The organism is Robiginitalea myxolifaciens, from assembly GCF_900115205.1.
Classification (GTDB): Bacteria; Bacteroidota; Bacteroidia; order Flavobacteriales; family Flavobacteriaceae; genus Robiginitalea; species Robiginitalea myxolifaciens.
In genome coordinates, this window is sequence record NZ_FOYQ01000002.1 from 1,221,191 (window position 1) to 1,236,154 (window position 14,964).

Here is a 14,964-nt window from a genome sequence, read left to right on the forward strand (position 1 = left end):
TCTTAATTCTTTTTAAAGGGTAATCCCAATTCGCTTAACAATGACTTCGCCTCCTGATCGGTTTCGGCGGAAGTCACAAATGTGATGTCCATTCCGTTGATGCGATTGATACGATCAATGTTGATCTCCGGAAAAATGATCTGTTCGGTTACGCCGAGGTTGTAATTCCCGCGACCGTCAAAACCGGTGGCGCGAATCCCCTGGAAATCGCGAACTCGTGGCAAAGCACTGGTTACCAGGCGATCCAGGAATTCATACATCCGCTCCCCGCGCAGCGTAACTTTGGCGCCGATAGGCATTCCTTTACGCAGCTTAAAGGTGGAAACGTCTTTCTTGGAAACCGTGGCTACCGCCTTCTGGCCAGCGATCATGGTCAGCTCGTCTACGGCATGCTCAATGAGCTTCTTATCCGCAACGGCCGCTCCAACACCGCGACTCAAAACGATTTTCTTCAGTTTGGGAACCTGCATGACATTGTCATAGCCGAATTCCTCACGCAGGGCCGCTACCACGCGGTCCTTGTATTCTTTCTTTAATCTCGGTTCGTAAGCCATAACTATACTACTTCGTTGGATTTCTTTGCAATCCTTACTTTTTTACCTTCGCGCATTTCGTAACCGACACGGGTAGCCTCTCCCGACTTAGGATCGATAAGGCTCAGGTTGGAAATATGAATAGGAGCTTCCTTTTCAATAATCCCCCCTTGTGGGTTTTTAGCGCTTGGTTTCTCGTGCTTGGAAACGGTATTCACCCCTTCCACAATCGCTTTGTTCTTATCTCGGAAGATGCGAACTACCTTGCCTTCGCTGCCTTTGTGGTCTCCAGCAATTACGCGAACGGTGTCTCCGGATTTGATCTTGATTTTCATGGTCATGATATCTTTAGAGTACCTCGGGAGCCAAGGAAACGATTTTCATAAATTGTTTGTCCCGTAATTCCCGGGCCACTGGTCCGAATACGCGGGTCCCGCGCATTTCACCTTGTGGGTTGAGGAGTACACAGGCGTTGTCGTCAAAACGGATATAAGATCCATCGGGACGGCGAACCTCCTTGGTCGTGCGCACTACTACAGCAGTAGAAACAACTCCCTTCTTAACGGTTCCGTTGGGGGTAGCTTCCTTAACGGTTACTACGATCTTGTCGCCCAAAGAAGCATAACGCCTTTTGGTTCCTCCCAACACGCGGATCGTAAGGACTTCCTTAGCCCCTGTATTGTCCGCAACTTTGAGTCTGGATTCTTGCTGTAACATAATTATTTAGCTCTTTCAAGGATTTCTACCAATCGCCAACACTTGGTCTTGCTCATCGGACGAGTTTCCATGATTTTCACGGTATCCCCGATGTTACAATCGTTGCTTTCGTCGTGGGCCACGTACTTTTTAGTCCGCAATACGAACTTTCCGTACATGGGGTGCTTCACGCGCTTAACTTCAGACACCACGATGGATTTCTCCATACGATTGCTGGTGACGACGCCGATACGTTCTTTTCTCAGATTTCTAGTTTGCGTTTCCATAAAGCAACACCAATTATTGGTTTTCCCTTTTAGTTAATTCAGTTGCGAGCCGAGCCACGGTTCTGCGCGCATCGCGCAGTTGAAGTGGGTTCTCCAGGGGAGTAACGGAGTGTGACATTTTCATGTCCTCGTACTGCTTCTTGAGCGATACCATTTTCTCCTGCAGTTCCTCGACTGACATTTCTTTTATCTCTGACTGTTTCATCATTCGTATTCTTTAGGAGGGATCGTAATCCCGGGCCACGATAAACTTGGTTTTAACCGGCAATTTTTGCGCGGCCAGGCGAAGTGCCTCCTGAGCGATCTCCTTATCAACACCGGCTACTTCGAACATGATTCGACCTGGTTTTACCACGGCCACCCAGTATTCAGGAGCACCTTTTCCTTTACCCATACGAACCTCGAGAGGTTTCTTGGTGATGGGTTTGTCCGGAAAGATTTTGATCCAGAGTTGTCCCTGTCGTTTCATGTAACGGGTAGCGGCGATACGCGCTGCCTCGATCTGACGGGAGGTAATGAAATTTGAATCCAGGGATTTGATCCCGAACATCCCGTTAGACAACTGGTGTCCGCGTTGGGAGATTCCCTTCATTCGGCCTTTCTGGGCCTTCCGAAACTTGGTTCTTTTTGGCTGTAACATCTTTCTCTACTCCTTATTATTACTTTCTGCGACGTTTCTTCTGGTCTTTTCCTCCAGATTTTCCGCCACCGCCCTTGCTCATCCCCACCAGAGGAGAAAGCTCGCGCTTACCATATACTTCACCTTTCATGATCCACACCTTAACACCGATACGGCCATAAGTAGTGTGGGCTTCGTGCAATGCGTAATCGATATCCGCACGGAAGGTGGACAATGGGATACGACCATCCTTGTACGTTTCGGAACGGGCCATTTCAGCTCCGTTCAAACGTCCGGAGATCTGAACCTTGATTCCCTCTGCATTCATACGCATGGCTGCAGCAATTCCCATTTTGATCGCACGGCGGTAAGAAATACGGCTCTCGATCTGACGGGCGATACTAGCGGCAACCAGGTTTGCATCTAATTCAGGACGCTTAATTTCAAAGATGTTGATCTGGACCTCCTTGTTGGTGATCTTTTTCAACTCTTCCTTGAGCTTGTCTACTTCCTGACCTCCTTTACCGATAATGATCCCAGGGCGAGCCGTGGTAATGGTTACGGTAATGAGTTTCAGGGTACGCTCAATAATTACGCGGCTAACGCTGGCTTTTGCCAAACGGGCGTGGATATACTTGCGGATTTTATCGTCTTCGGCGAGCTTGTCTCCGTAGTCGTCTCCTCCGTACCAGTTGGACTCCCAGCCCCGGATAATTCCCAGGCGATTCCCGATTGGATTGGTCTTTTGTCCCATAGTTTACTCTAGCTTACTGCATTATTTCTGGATCCCAACACGACTGTTACGTGGTTGGAACGCTTTCTGATTCTGTGTGCGCGACCCTGTGGTGCAGGACGAAGTCTTTTCAGCATTCGGCCACCATCTACACGGATTTCACTGATAAACAACTCAGCTTCCTCCACATCGGCTTCCTCATTCTTAGCCTGCCAGTTAGCTATGGCCGAAAGCACGAGTTTTTCGAGCTTGCGGGAAGCTTCCTTAGAATTGTATCGCAGGATGGCCAGGGCTTCTTCAACACCTTTTCCCCTTACCAGGTCAGCGACCAGGCGCATTTTGCGGGGGGAAGTCGGGCAGTCGTTCAGTTTGGCGAAAGCCAACTGCTGCTTTTCCTCGCGGATACGCTCTGCCATTTCTTTTTTACGAACTCCCATAGCGCTTATCTTTTACCTTTATTTTTAGCTCCGGCGTGACCGCGGAAGGAACGCGTTGGTGAAAATTCACCCAGTTTGTGTCCTACCATGTTTTCGGTTACGTATACCGGTACAAATTGCTTTCCGTTGTGAACAGCGATGGTCTGCCCTACAAAATCAGGGGTGATCATCGATGCCCGAGACCAGGTTTTGATTACCGTTTTCTTACCTGAATCGACATTCTGCTGAACTTTCTTCTCCAGGCTGTAGTGAACGTATGGTCCTTTTTTAAGCGAACGTGCCATGTCTTATTATTTCTTTCTGCGTTCTACGATATAGCGATTGCTGTCCTTGGTACGGGAGCGCGTACGGAATCCTTTTGCAGGAACTCCATTGCGGGAGCGAGGATGTCCTCCGGACGCCCTTCCTTCTCCACCACCCATTGGGTGATCTACTGGGTTCATAGCCACAGGACGGGTACGTGGACGACGTCCTAACCAGCGGCTGCGACCGGCCTTTCCACTCACTATAAGCTGGTGGTCGGAGTTGGATACTGCACCGATAGTCGCCAGGCAATTTGCCAGGATCATTCGGGTTTCTCCGGAAGGCAGCTTAATGGTGGCATATTTACCATCCCGTGCCATGAGCTGAGCGAAAGTTCCCGCGCTACGTGCCATTACTGCTCCCTGACTTGGCCGAAGCTCGATGCAGGAAATAATGGTACCCAGGGGAATTTCCGAAAGGGGCATTGCATTTCCGATCTCAGGAGCAACTCCGGATCCGGATTGGATCTTCTGGCCTACCTGCAAACCGTTTTGCGCAATTACATATCGCTTTTCATTATCGGTATACTGAACCAGGGCGATAAAAGCAGATCGGTTAGGATCGTACTGGATAGAGAGCACTTCTGCTGCCATATCCTGCTTATCGCGCTTGAAATCAACGATTCGATAACGACGCTTGTGACCACCACCTTTGTAGCGCATGGTCATTTTTCCTCGACTGTTTCGCCCACCGGACTTTTTTAACGGAGCGAGCAAGCTCTTCTCCGGCTTATCAGTAGTTACCGCGTCGAAGCCGTTCACTACTCTAAATCGCTGTCCGGGGGTTATTGGTTTTAACTTTCTGACTGACATCGCTTGTCTGGTCTTTAAAGATTACTGTAAAAATCAATTACGTCTCCGTCCTGTACGTCTACGATTGCCTTTTTGTAAGCATCCGTTTTCCCGTGCTGAATACCAGTCTTCGTATATCGGGTACGACGGGTTGGACCGTAATTCATAGTGCGAACCTTGGTTACTGAAACCCCGTAGGTGTTCTCAACCGCTTCCTTAATCTGGAGCTTGTTGGCCTTTGGGTTCACCAGGAAACCATAGCGGTTATACAACTCGCTATCGGCTGTCATTTTTTCCGTAATTATCGGTTTAATCAACACACTCATGGTTCCTATTTTGAAAGGTTCGCTTCAATTCCTTCTAAAGCACCTTCGGTAAGAACGACAGAATTTGCGTTCATAATTTTGTAAGTGCTTAATTCTGAGGAAGTTATAACCTCTGCGCCTGGCAAATTGCGCGACGACAAATATACGTTATTATTCGTATTGCCCAACACGATGAGGGACTTTTTGTCGGCGATTCCCAGAGCGGCAAGGATTTGTTTGAAATCACTGGTCTTAGGTGCCTCCATCTGGAAGTCTTCAACTACAGTGATCGCCTTATCGCTATTCTTGATGCTCAACGCTGATTTTCGGGCCAGACGCTTCACATTTTTATTCAGCTTTTGGGTGTAATCCTTTGGTCGTGGACCAAAGATTCGACCCCCACCGCGGAAGATAGGAGACTTGATGCTACCCGCACGCGCTGTACCGGTTCCCTTTTGCTTTTTGAGCTTACGGGTACTACCGACAATTTCTGCACGTTCTTTTGCCTTGTGCGTTCCCTGACGCTGATGGGCCAGATACTGCTTGACATCCAGGTAGATGGCATGCTCATTCGGCTCAATTTTGTAAACTGCATCGCTCAGCTCTGCCTTGCGACCGGTTTCTTTGCCTTTGATATCTAATACTGCTACCTTCATTACTTCTCAATGGTTATGTACGCATTCTTATGACCAGGAACAGCTCCTTTAAGAACCAGGAGGTTCTTTTCCGGAACGACTTTCAGGACACGCAGGTTCTGAACGGTAACCCGCTCGTTCCCCATTTGTCCGGCCATACGCATACCTTTAAAAACTCGGGCTGGATAAGATGCCGCCCCAATAGATCCGGGAGCACGCAGCCTGTTGTGCTGACCGTGAGTAGCTTGTCCCACACCACCAAAACCATGGCGCTTTACAACTCCCTGAAATCCTTTTCCTTTGGAAATTCCGCTTACATCGACGAATTCTCCTTCCTGAAACAAGTCGACGCCGATAACGTCTCCTAATTTGTGTTCCCCATCAAAATCGCGGAATTCGACAACCTTTTTCTTAGGTGCAGTGCCTGCTTTCTTAAAATGACCGTTCTCGGCCTTGTTAGCACGCTTTTCTGCCTTGTCATCGAAACCGAGCTGAAGGGCTTGATACCCGTCAACCTCTTCGGTTCTGACTTGGGTGACGACACAAGGTCCTGCTTCGATAACGGTACACGGTACATTCTTACCGTTCTCGTCAAAGATGCTGGTCATGCCGACTTTTCTTCCGATTAACCCAGACATAGATTTAACTAATTAAGTGGGTGGCGCATCCTTGGATTCCTTCGTGGAACCGGGCTACTCCATCCCGATTATTACTCTTTTTACTAAAGTTTCTGACAAAAAAACAGGGCCAAAAATAATTCGACCCCGAATGTATTTTTGTTTCCGTTTTTCCCCCTGCACGCAGCAGAAGGACATGTCGTAAAGGTCGTCAGACCTTGATCTCTACCTCAACCCCGCTGGGAAGCTCGAGCTTCATCAGTGCATCGATGGTTTTGGAAGAGGAACTATATATATCCAGAAGCCTTTTGTAAGAGCTCAGCTCAAACTGCTCCCGGGATTTCTTATTCACGTGCGGCGAACGCAATACCGTGAAGATTTTCTTGTGCGTTGGTAACGGAATAGGCCCGGTTACCACTGCTCCGGTGGTTTTCACCGTTTTTACGATCTTCTCAGCAGACTTGTCTACCAGGTTGTGATCGTAAGACTTTAATTTAATTCTGATTTTCTGACTCATCACTACCTGATTTATGCGGTTACACCTTTGGTTGCCTTAATCACTTCCTCAGCGATGTTCGACGGAGTCTCCGCGTAGTGGGAGAATTCCATGGTAGACGTGGCACGACCAGAAGACAACGTCCTCAGGGAAGTTACGTATCCGAACATTTCTGAAAGTGGCACATCGGCCTTGATCACTTTGGAACCAGCGCGGTCGGACATGTTGTTTACCTGTCCGCGACGGCGGTTCAAATCTCCTACGATATCCCCCATGTTTTCTTCTGGAGTAAGTACCTCCAGTTTCATGATGGGCTCCATCAGTACAGGACGACAAGCTTTTGCAGCCTCCTTGTAACCAATTTTTGCAGCCAGTTCGAAAGAGAGCGAATCAGAATCCACAGGGTGGAATGATCCATCCTTAAGGGTAATCTTCATGCTGTCCATTTCGAATCCAGCCAAAGGACCATTCTGCATAGCAGTCTTAAATCCTTTCTCTACAGAAGGGATATATTCTTTAGGAATATTACCTCCCTTAATCTCGTTGACAAAGGTAAGTCCCTGATCTTCTTCACTATCGGCAGGCGACATGGTAAACACGATATCCGCGAATTTACCGCGACCACCGGTTTGTTTCTTGTACACCTCTCTGTGGTTGGCCTCCTTGGTAAGTGCTTCTTTGTACTCTACCTGAGGTTCTCCCTGGTTTACTTCCACCTTGAACTCGCGACGCAGACGGTCTACGATAATGTCGAGGTGAAGCTCTCCCATTCCGGAGATAATAGTCTGTCCGCTGGCCTCGTCAGTTTTAACCTGGAAGGTCGGATCTTCTTCCGCCAGTTTAGCAAGTGCCATCCCGAGCTTATCGACATCTGCCTTGGTCTTTGGCTCCACGGCAATACCGATCACAGGCTCCGGGAAGTTCATACTCTCCAGAACGATCGGGTGTTTTTCAGAACTCAGGGTGTCCCCTGTTTTGATGTCTTTAAATCCTACCGCAGCTCCGATATCCCCGGCTTCAATGCTCTCAATAGCATTCTGCTTATTCGAGTGCATTTGATAAATACGGGAAATACGCTCCTTGTTTCCTGAACGGTTGTTCAATACATAAGAACCGGCATCCAAACGACCGGAATAGCAACGGAAAAATGCCAGGCGTCCTACGAAAGGATCGGTAGCAATTTTAAAGGCCAGGGCCGAGAAAGGTTCTTTTGGATCGGGCTTACGGGATACTTTTTGCTCAGTATCCGGATTAATACCTTCGATTGCCTCCTTATCCAGTGGAGAAGGCAGGTAGCGGCATACACAGTCCAATAAGAACTGCACACCTTTATTCTTAAACGCTGAACCACAAACCATTGGGATGATACTCATGTCCATCACAGCGGCGCGTAAGGCAGCGTGTACTTCATCTTCAGTGATGGAATCTTCGTCCTCGAAGAATTTTTCCATCAGGTTCTCATCGTATTCAGCAACTGCTTCGATGAGCTCGGCGCGATATTTTTTAACATCGGCTACCATTTCAGCAGGAATCTCAATTTCCTGGAAGGTAGATCCCATGTTATCCTCATCCCAAACAATGGCACGGTTCTTAACCAGGTCTACAATTCCTTTGAAATCCGCTTCATCCCCGATAGGCAATACGATTGGCACTGCATTGGATTTCAGCATGTCGCGAACTTGCTGGCAAACTGCCAAAAAGTTAGATCCCTGACGGTCCATTTTGTTTACAAAGCCCATACGTGGAACCTTGTAGTTGTCCGCCAAACGCCAGTTGGTCTCCGACTGAGGTTCTACCCCATCTACAGCACTGAAAAGGAATACCAATCCGTCGAGTACCCGGAGGGAACGGTTTACCTCAACGGTAAAGTCAACGTGCCCGGGGGTGTCGATAATATTGAAGTGGTAATCTTTTGTATTAGCCTGAGGCTGCCCGTTTAAAAGAGGAAATTTCCAGGTACAGGTGGTAGCTGCAGAGGTAATGGTAATTCCACGCTCCTGCTCCTGCTCCATCCAGTCCATGGTCGCTGCACCATCGTGCACCTCCCCGATCTTGTGGCTTACCCCGGTATAAAAGAGGATTCGCTCCGTAGTGGTCGTTTTCCCGGCATCGATGTGCGCGGCAATTCCGATGTTTCTGGTGTATGTTAAATCTCTTCCCATGCTATCGCTTAGAATCTAAAATGTGAGAATGCTTTGTTGGCTTCTGCCATCTTGTGCGTATCAACACGCTTCTTAACTGCAGCACCTTCCTCCTTGGAAGCAGCAATAATTTCAGCAGCCAGCTTCTGAGCCATTGATTTCTCATTACGCTTGCGCGAAAAGCTGATCAACCACTTCATAGCGGTGGAAATTTTGCGATCCGGACGGATTTGCATAGGGATTTGGAAAGTAGCACCCCCTACACGGCGGCTGCGTACTTCTACGTGAGGCATAACATTGGAAAGTGCGTCTTTCCAAAGCTCCAAAGCGGATTTCTCCTCATCCGTTTTCTTTTGTTCTACGATATCCATGGCATCGTAGAAAATCTTGAAGGCGACGGATTTTTTACCGTCCCACATCATCATATTGACAAAGCGCGTTACCAGTTGATCGTTAAATCTCGGATCTGGTAACAGCGGTCTCTTTTTTGCCTGTCTTTTTCTCATTGCTGCTAATTAATGGGTTAGACCTAGTTCTTGGGTCGCTTCGCACCGTACTTGGAACGTCTCTGGGTACGTCCGGCTACACCGGCAGTATCCAATGCTCCCCGTACAATGTGGTAACGAACACCTGGCAGGTCTTTTACCCGTCCGCCTCTAACCAATACTATCGAGTGCTCCTGGAGGTTGTGTCCCTCTCCGGGGATGTAAGCGTTGACTTCCTTACCGTTAGTCAACCTTACCCGGGCCACTTTCCGCATTGCGGAGTTAGGCTTTTTAGGCGTAGTGGTGTACACTCGGGTGCATACTCCTCTTCGCTGAGGGCACGAATCCAAAGCAGCCGATTTACTCTTCTTGGTAATTGTGGCTCTTCCTTTTCGTACTAATTGTGAAATCGTTGGCATATAAGCTTTTATATAAACTCCCCTCGTTTAAGGGCTGGCAAATGTACTAAACTTTACTTATAATTCAAATGGGTGTGCTGGAAATTTGGGTAAAATTTATCTGCGCGAGAGCAGCGCGCCTGGCCATCCGCTATCCAGATCTGTCGACCGGGATTGAAAAGACGTATGTGGTTGTGCCTTTCAAGGGAATTTATACCTTAATATATATACTACCTTAAAATACTCAAATGAATTCTTTTCCTACCGACACAAAAGCACAACACTAAAAATGCTGGTTTCCATGGGATTTACTTAGACCCCCCAGCGCAACGCAACGGTTCGGGGAGTTTTGCATTCTAGTAATAGAGCTGATTGAAGTACAAGACGGATTTTTTCAAATTCGCAATTAAAGTGAGATTGAATTAGCGCGGTCTCAATAAACCTGCCTTTAAAATCTGTGATAGTCATTAACAAACTTTCGCTTAAAGTTTTATTAAAATAAGTTTGGATTATTAACACAGAATTAAGATTTTCGCAGGTAGCTAATTCAAATAATTAAAAAATGAGAACAAATTTAAATGGAATCTTGACGCTGTTATTGGCGTTTGTTGTGCAGATTTCCTTTGCACAAGACAGGGCGATTTCAGGTACGGTCACGGATGCCGATGGCTTGCCGCTACCTGGAGTGAACATCGTTGTTGAGGGTACCACTACCGGTACTCAATCCGATTTCGACGGAAATTATTCTCTTCAGGCCAGCACTGGCCAGGTATTGGTATTTACCTACCTGGGGATGCGCGCCGAGCGGAGAAGTGTCGGAGCGGGCAGCACGATTAACGTTCAAATGTCCGAAGACGCCCAGGCCCTCGAAGAGGTAGTTGTAACGGCTCAGGGTATTAAGCGTGAGAAAAAAGCACTGGGTTATGCTGTATCTAACGTAGACGAGGAAAAACTCGCCGACCGTACGGAAGGTGATATCGGTCGTGTACTTACAGGTAAGGCCTCAGGGGTTAACATTACTCAGCAGAGTGGTGTTTCCGGTTCTGCGACTAACATCGTTATCCGGGGATATCAGTCCTTTAGCCAGAACAACCAGCCGCTTTTCATCGTTGACGGTGTACCTTTCAGTAGTGACACCAACGCTCAAGGTGATTTTGCCGACGGTAACAACGGTTCTTCTCGCTTCCTGGATCTGGATCCTAACAATATCGAGAGCGTTAACGTTCTTAAGGGTCTTTCTGCAGCAACCCTGTACGGGGAGCAAGGAAAGAACGGGGTAATCCTGATTACCACCAAAAACGGATCTTTGGGTGGAAAGCCTAAGAAATCCGAAATCACCATTGCTTCTAGCTTATTCTTCAATGAGCTGGCTTCAATGCCGGATTACCAAGATCAGTACGGTAACGGATTTGACCAGGCATTTGGATGGTTCTTCTCTAACTGGGGTCCTTCCTTCGATCGCGAAGGTCGCGCTGGATGGGGTAACGCAGCCAACTTCCCTGGAATTTACGATCTGCAAAACGACGGTACCATCCTTCACCCATTCTCAACTGCAGGTGCTTCTACAGGAATCCCTGCTGCGTTCCCAGAATTTCAGGGACGTCGTTACGCGTGGAAGCCTTACAACAGTGTTGGGCAATTCTTCCGCACTGGTACTGTAGCGAACATCTCGATCAACGCTAACGGAGCCTCTGAGGATGGTAAAATCACTTACAACGCGAGTTACGGTCACCTGGACGATGAAGGGTTTACACCTGGAAACAACCTGAAGCGTAACACGATTGGTGTAGGGGGACGTGCTCAGCTGAGCAACAAGTTCACCATTTCTGGAACCATGAACTACTCGCGTACTGATTTCCGCTCGCCTCCTGTTGCTCGTGGAGACGGTAGCCAGGTATCTGGTGATGGAGCTTCGGTATTCTCGAATGTATTCTTTACGCCTCGTTCGGTTGACTTGGTTAACATTCCTTTCCAGAATCCTATTACTGGTGGAAGTGTTTACTACCGTCAGAACAACAGTATCCAGCACCCGCTGTGGACTGTGGCCAATGCCGGAACACGTCAGTTGACCAACCGTGCCTTTGGACGTCTGTCTGCACAGTACGACTTCAGCGACAACCTGAACCTGTTGTACCGCTTTGGATATGACGTTTATAACGAGCGTAACACACAGTTCCAGCACAAAGGAGGTATCGACGTTTCGACGCAGTTCCTCTCCGGTGTATACGGAAGCTGGGATAACAACAATACCATCTGGAACCACGATGTTATCCTGAATGGTTCTTACGACCTGACTGAGAAACTTGACCTTACCTTCAACGTGGGTGGTCAGGCGCGATCTACTTACTACGATCGTAACGGAGTATTCAGTAGTGGTCAGAATGTATTTGGTGTACTGCGCCACTTCAACTACGACCTTCAGAACGAAATCCAGTTTACCCAACGTAACAACCTTGTTGGTGTTTACGGACAGGTTGACCTTGGATACGATGATTTCCTTTATCTGACACTCAATGGTCGTAACGACTGGGTATCTAACCAATCTGTAGAAAATCGCTCCCTCTTCTATAAGGGTGCCTCTTTCTCCTTCATTCCAACTTCAGCTTTCGAAGGCCTCTCTAGCCAGGGTGGGATTAACTTCCTGAAGCTTCGTGGTGGATACGGGGAATCTGCAGGTTTCGCAACCGGATATCCAACTTCTGTTGACTTATTCCTGGACACTCAGGATTTCGTCAACCAAGATGGAGGCTTCGTAGTGACGAACACTGTATCGAATACTGTGGCTAACCCAGGTATCAAGCCTGAGCGTTATACCGAGATCGAAGCAGGTATTGAAGGACGTTTCTTCAACTTCGTTACCCTTGACCTTTCGGTTTACCGTCGTATTACTAACGACCTTATCATCAACCGTCCTCTGGATCCTTCTACCGGTGGTACCGCAATCCAAACCAACGTTGGGGAGATTGAAGGTACTGGTATCGAGGCCGACTTAGGACTGGCACTGATCAACACTGAAGACTTCAGCTGGAATGTGAACGCTAACTTCACCTCCGGTGAGTCAGTCGTTAACGATTTGGGTCTGGATACAGACATCATCGTATATGCCGGTTTCACCAACTTAGGTAACGCTGCGATTGAAGGTGAGCGTCTTGGGGTTATCGTAGGTAGCCGTATCCAACGCGATGAGAACGGTAACTTCGTAGTAGATGCCAGTGGTAACTACATCGACGAAGAAGTAGATGAAAACGGAAGGCTCCCAATTATCGGGGATCCAACTCCTGACTTCCTCTTAAACATCGGATCTGACTTGAGCTACAAAGGCTTCAACTTCAGCTTCCTGTTCAACCACCAGCAAGGAGGGGATATCTACTCAGAAACAACTGCGGTACTTTTAGGTCGTGGATTGATCGAAGAAACTGTAGATCGTGAGACTACCTTTATCCTTCCTGGGGTAAGTACAGATGGTAGCCCGAACACAGTAGCTATCAACAACTCTGCGTACTACTTTAGTAATGTACTCTTCGGACCCAATGAGCTTCAGATATACGATGCTACAACGCTTCGTCTTCAGGAAGTTTCTTTAGGATACTCTTTCCCTAAGAAGTTCCTCGACAAGACGCCGTTTGGCTCGCTTTCGGTAACAGTCTCAGGATTTAATCTTTGGTATGAAGCATTCAACACCCCTGACGGTGCTAACTTCGATCCTAATATTGCAGGGGTTGGTGTAGGTAACGGACGTGGATTCGACTTCCTGAACGGACCAAGTTCAAGACGTTACGGAGTGAGTGTACGCGCCAGTTTCTAAAAAAAATAGCATAGATGATTATGAAAAATATAGTAAAAATAGCAAGTTGTATTCTAGCGGTTGGAGCCCTTACGTTCCAGTCCTGCGAGAGTATTGAGTTGGATTTGAGAAACAATCCAAACGCCCTCTCTCCCGACAACGCAGATCCCAATTTCCTTCTGAACGGTATCCAAGAAGATTTTATTCGTACCGTACAGACTATGGGAACACGAGCTGCGGAATTCGTGCGAATCGAATATCTGTTTGGCCGACAGTACCAACAGACCTATCAGCCATCTAACTTCGATGCGCAGTGGGAGGATATTTACACAGAGCAGTTAACCGACACCTATACGCTGTACGGATTAGCTGATGACCGTGACCTACCTTATCACAAGGGAATGGGTCAGTTCATGGAAGCATATTCCATGGTTATGTTGGTAGATTTCTTTGGAGATGTTCCTTATGCTGAGGCAAACCTCGGTTCTGAGAATTTTAACCCATCCCCTGAAAGTGGTGCAAGCATTTATGACAAAATGCTGAGCCTTCTGGATGAAGCCATTGCCAATTTCAACGCAGGTGGTGTTGCTCCTCAGAACGACTTCTTCTACGATGGAGACGCTGCTGCCTGGGTACGCGCTTGTAATACTTTAAAGTTGAAAATCCTTATCAACCGTCGTACGGTAGATGCCGGATCCATCGCAACTTTCAATGGTATTATCAACACAGGAAATTACATCTCTTCAGTTGATGAGGATATGGACTTCCAATGGGGTACTAACGCAGTACAACCCGATGTTCGTCATCCACAGTACGCTGGAGACTATACACCAACAGGTGGTGGAGATTATCGCGCGAATCACTTGATGAACTACATGAACAATCAAGATGATCCACGAATCCGATACTTCTTCTACCGTCAGAACGCTGATACTCCTGGAGCTCCAGGTATCCCTGGAGATCTGGAGACTATCGAATGTTCATTACAGTCTCCTCCTCCACACTACTTCGGTTTCCCATTCTGTAGCCTGGAAAATGGATACTGGGGACGTGACCACGGAAGTGACGAAGGTATTCCACCAGATGGATTCCTGAGATCTCTGATTGGAGTATATCCAGCAGGAGGTAAATTCGACGATGACACCTTTGAAGGCCAGGTTCTTGGCAACGGTGGCGGTGGTGCTGGTGTTACACCTGTACTGATGGCCTCTACAGTTGATTTCTGGCGTGCTGAAATCGCTATGGTTCAGGGGAACACTCCCGGAGCTAAGCAATTCATGCTCGACGGACTGGCCAAATCAGTAGAAAAGGTTACTGCCTTTGGTAGTGTTGACCCAACCGCTGATTTGTCTTTCGAACCAAGCGAGGCAGACATTACTGCTCACGCTAACCTGATCGATGACGATTTTGATGCTGATGCTACTGGAGGATGGAATGTTCTTGCTCAGGAGTTCTATGTGTCCCTGTACGGAAACGGACTGGATGGCTTCAACTTCTACAGAAGAACTGGATACCCAGATAATTTGCAACCAAACCTGGAGCCTAATCCTGGTAGCGTGAATAGATCGTTCTTCTATCCTGCAAATGCGGCGAATGCGAATTCAAACATTACGCAAAAGCCTGATCACTTGCAGCAGGTATTCTGGGATAACAATCCTTCGGGACCATCATTCCCATTCTCTAATTAATACTAACACCAAGAAA

General features: G+C 47.7%; 19 protein-coding genes. 2 read left to right on the plus strand and 17 right to left on the minus strand.

Annotation, left to right across the window (positions count from 1 at the left end; all coding sequences use genetic code 11):
• Window positions 1-2: 2 nt before the first annotated feature.
• From rplE to rpsL, 17 genes are all read right to left on the minus strand, one after another.
• On the minus strand, window positions 3-554 hold the full coding sequence (gene rplE, locus BM318_RS13595) for a 50S ribosomal protein L5 (RefSeq protein ID WP_092983193.1): 552 nt from the start codon (window positions 552-554) through the stop codon (window positions 3-5).
• A 2-nt stretch (window positions 555-556) separates the two neighbouring features.
• Window positions 557-868: a 50S ribosomal protein L24 gene (rplX, locus tag BM318_RS13600; RefSeq protein WP_092983546.1), complete on the minus strand. Its 312-nt coding sequence runs from the start codon at window positions 866-868 to the stop codon at window positions 557-559.
• 13 nt (window positions 869-881) lie between these two features.
• Complete coding sequence (rplN, locus tag BM318_RS13605; RefSeq protein ID WP_092983194.1) at window positions 882-1,250, minus strand: 50S ribosomal protein L14; 369 nt, start codon at window positions 1,248-1,250, stop codon at window positions 882-884.
• Between the two features lie 2 nt (window positions 1,251-1,252).
• Complete coding sequence (gene rpsQ, locus BM318_RS13610) at window positions 1,253-1,516, minus strand: 30S ribosomal protein S17 (RefSeq protein ID WP_092983196.1); 264 nt, start codon at window positions 1,514-1,516, stop codon at window positions 1,253-1,255.
• 13 nt (window positions 1,517-1,529) lie between these two features.
• Window positions 1,530-1,721, minus strand: coding sequence for a 50S ribosomal protein L29 (rpmC, locus tag BM318_RS13615; RefSeq protein WP_092983547.1), 192 nt, complete (start codon window positions 1,719-1,721; stop codon window positions 1,530-1,532).
• Window positions 1,722-1,733: 12 nt separating this feature from the next.
• Complete coding sequence (gene rplP / locus BM318_RS13620) at window positions 1,734-2,156, minus strand: 50S ribosomal protein L16 (protein ID WP_092983198.1); 423 nt, start codon at window positions 2,154-2,156, stop codon at window positions 1,734-1,736.
• Between the two features lie 19 nt (window positions 2,157-2,175).
• Window positions 2,176-2,889, minus strand: coding sequence for a 30S ribosomal protein S3 (rpsC, locus tag BM318_RS13625; protein WP_092983200.1), 714 nt, complete (start codon window positions 2,887-2,889; stop codon window positions 2,176-2,178).
• An 8-nt stretch (window positions 2,890-2,897) separates the two neighbouring features.
• The gene (rplV, locus tag BM318_RS13630) at window positions 2,898-3,305 is read right to left on the minus strand and encodes a 50S ribosomal protein L22 (RefSeq protein WP_092983202.1); all 408 of its coding nucleotides are present in this window, start codon (window positions 3,303-3,305) and stop codon (window positions 2,898-2,900) included.
• Between the two features lie 5 nt (window positions 3,306-3,310).
• Complete coding sequence (rpsS, locus tag BM318_RS13635; protein WP_092983204.1) at window positions 3,311-3,589, minus strand: 30S ribosomal protein S19; 279 nt, start codon at window positions 3,587-3,589, stop codon at window positions 3,311-3,313.
• 6 nt (window positions 3,590-3,595) lie between these two features.
• Window positions 3,596-4,420 carry a 50S ribosomal protein L2 gene (rplB, locus tag BM318_RS13640; protein WP_092983206.1) on the minus strand — a complete coding sequence of 275 codons (825 nt, stop codon included), beginning with the start codon at window positions 4,418-4,420 and terminating at the stop codon, window positions 3,596-3,598.
• A 14-nt stretch (window positions 4,421-4,434) separates the two neighbouring features.
• The gene (rplW, locus tag BM318_RS13645; RefSeq protein ID WP_092983208.1) at window positions 4,435-4,725 is read right to left on the minus strand and encodes a 50S ribosomal protein L23; all 291 of its coding nucleotides are present in this window, start codon (window positions 4,723-4,725) and stop codon (window positions 4,435-4,437) included.
• Between the two features lie 5 nt (window positions 4,726-4,730).
• Window positions 4,731-5,360 (minus strand): 50S ribosomal protein L4, encoded by a 630-nt coding sequence (gene rplD, locus BM318_RS13650; protein WP_092983210.1) that lies wholly within the window; start codon window positions 5,358-5,360, stop codon window positions 4,731-4,733.
• Window positions 5,360-5,977 (minus strand): 50S ribosomal protein L3, encoded by a 618-nt coding sequence (gene rplC / locus BM318_RS13655; protein WP_092983212.1) that lies wholly within the window; start codon window positions 5,975-5,977, stop codon window positions 5,360-5,362. The genes rplD and rplC overlap by 1 nt, the downstream gene beginning before the upstream one ends.
• Before the next feature lie 190 nt (window positions 5,978-6,167).
• Window positions 6,168-6,473 carry a 30S ribosomal protein S10 gene (gene rpsJ / locus BM318_RS13660; RefSeq protein ID WP_013073266.1) on the minus strand — a complete coding sequence of 102 codons (306 nt, stop codon included), beginning with the start codon at window positions 6,471-6,473 and terminating at the stop codon, window positions 6,168-6,170.
• Between the two features lie 11 nt (window positions 6,474-6,484).
• Window positions 6,485-8,614 (minus strand): elongation factor G, encoded by a 2,130-nt coding sequence (gene fusA, locus BM318_RS13665; RefSeq protein ID WP_092983214.1) that lies wholly within the window; start codon window positions 8,612-8,614, stop codon window positions 6,485-6,487.
• 8 nt (window positions 8,615-8,622) lie between these two features.
• The gene (rpsG, locus tag BM318_RS13670; protein ID WP_092983216.1) at window positions 8,623-9,099 is read right to left on the minus strand and encodes a 30S ribosomal protein S7; all 477 of its coding nucleotides are present in this window, start codon (window positions 9,097-9,099) and stop codon (window positions 8,623-8,625) included.
• A 23-nt stretch (window positions 9,100-9,122) separates the two neighbouring features.
• Entirely contained in the window at window positions 9,123-9,497 is a 375-nt protein-coding gene (gene rpsL / locus BM318_RS13675) for a 30S ribosomal protein S12 (protein WP_014032016.1), read from the minus strand.
• Window positions 9,498-10,038: 541 nt separating this feature from the next.
• Between rpsL and BM318_RS13680 the strand changes: the two genes are divergently transcribed.
• Together BM318_RS13680 and BM318_RS13685 are read left to right on the plus strand one after the other, a co-directional pair.
• Complete coding sequence (locus tag BM318_RS13680; protein ID WP_092983218.1) at window positions 10,039-13,281, plus strand: SusC/RagA family TonB-linked outer membrane protein; 3,243 nt, start codon at window positions 10,039-10,041, stop codon at window positions 13,279-13,281.
• A gap of 20 nt (window positions 13,282-13,301) precedes the next feature.
• Window positions 13,302-14,948, plus strand: coding sequence for a SusD/RagB family nutrient-binding outer membrane lipoprotein (locus tag BM318_RS13685; RefSeq protein WP_092983548.1), 1,647 nt, complete (start codon window positions 13,302-13,304; stop codon window positions 14,946-14,948).
• Window positions 14,949-14,964: the final 16 nt, after the last annotated feature.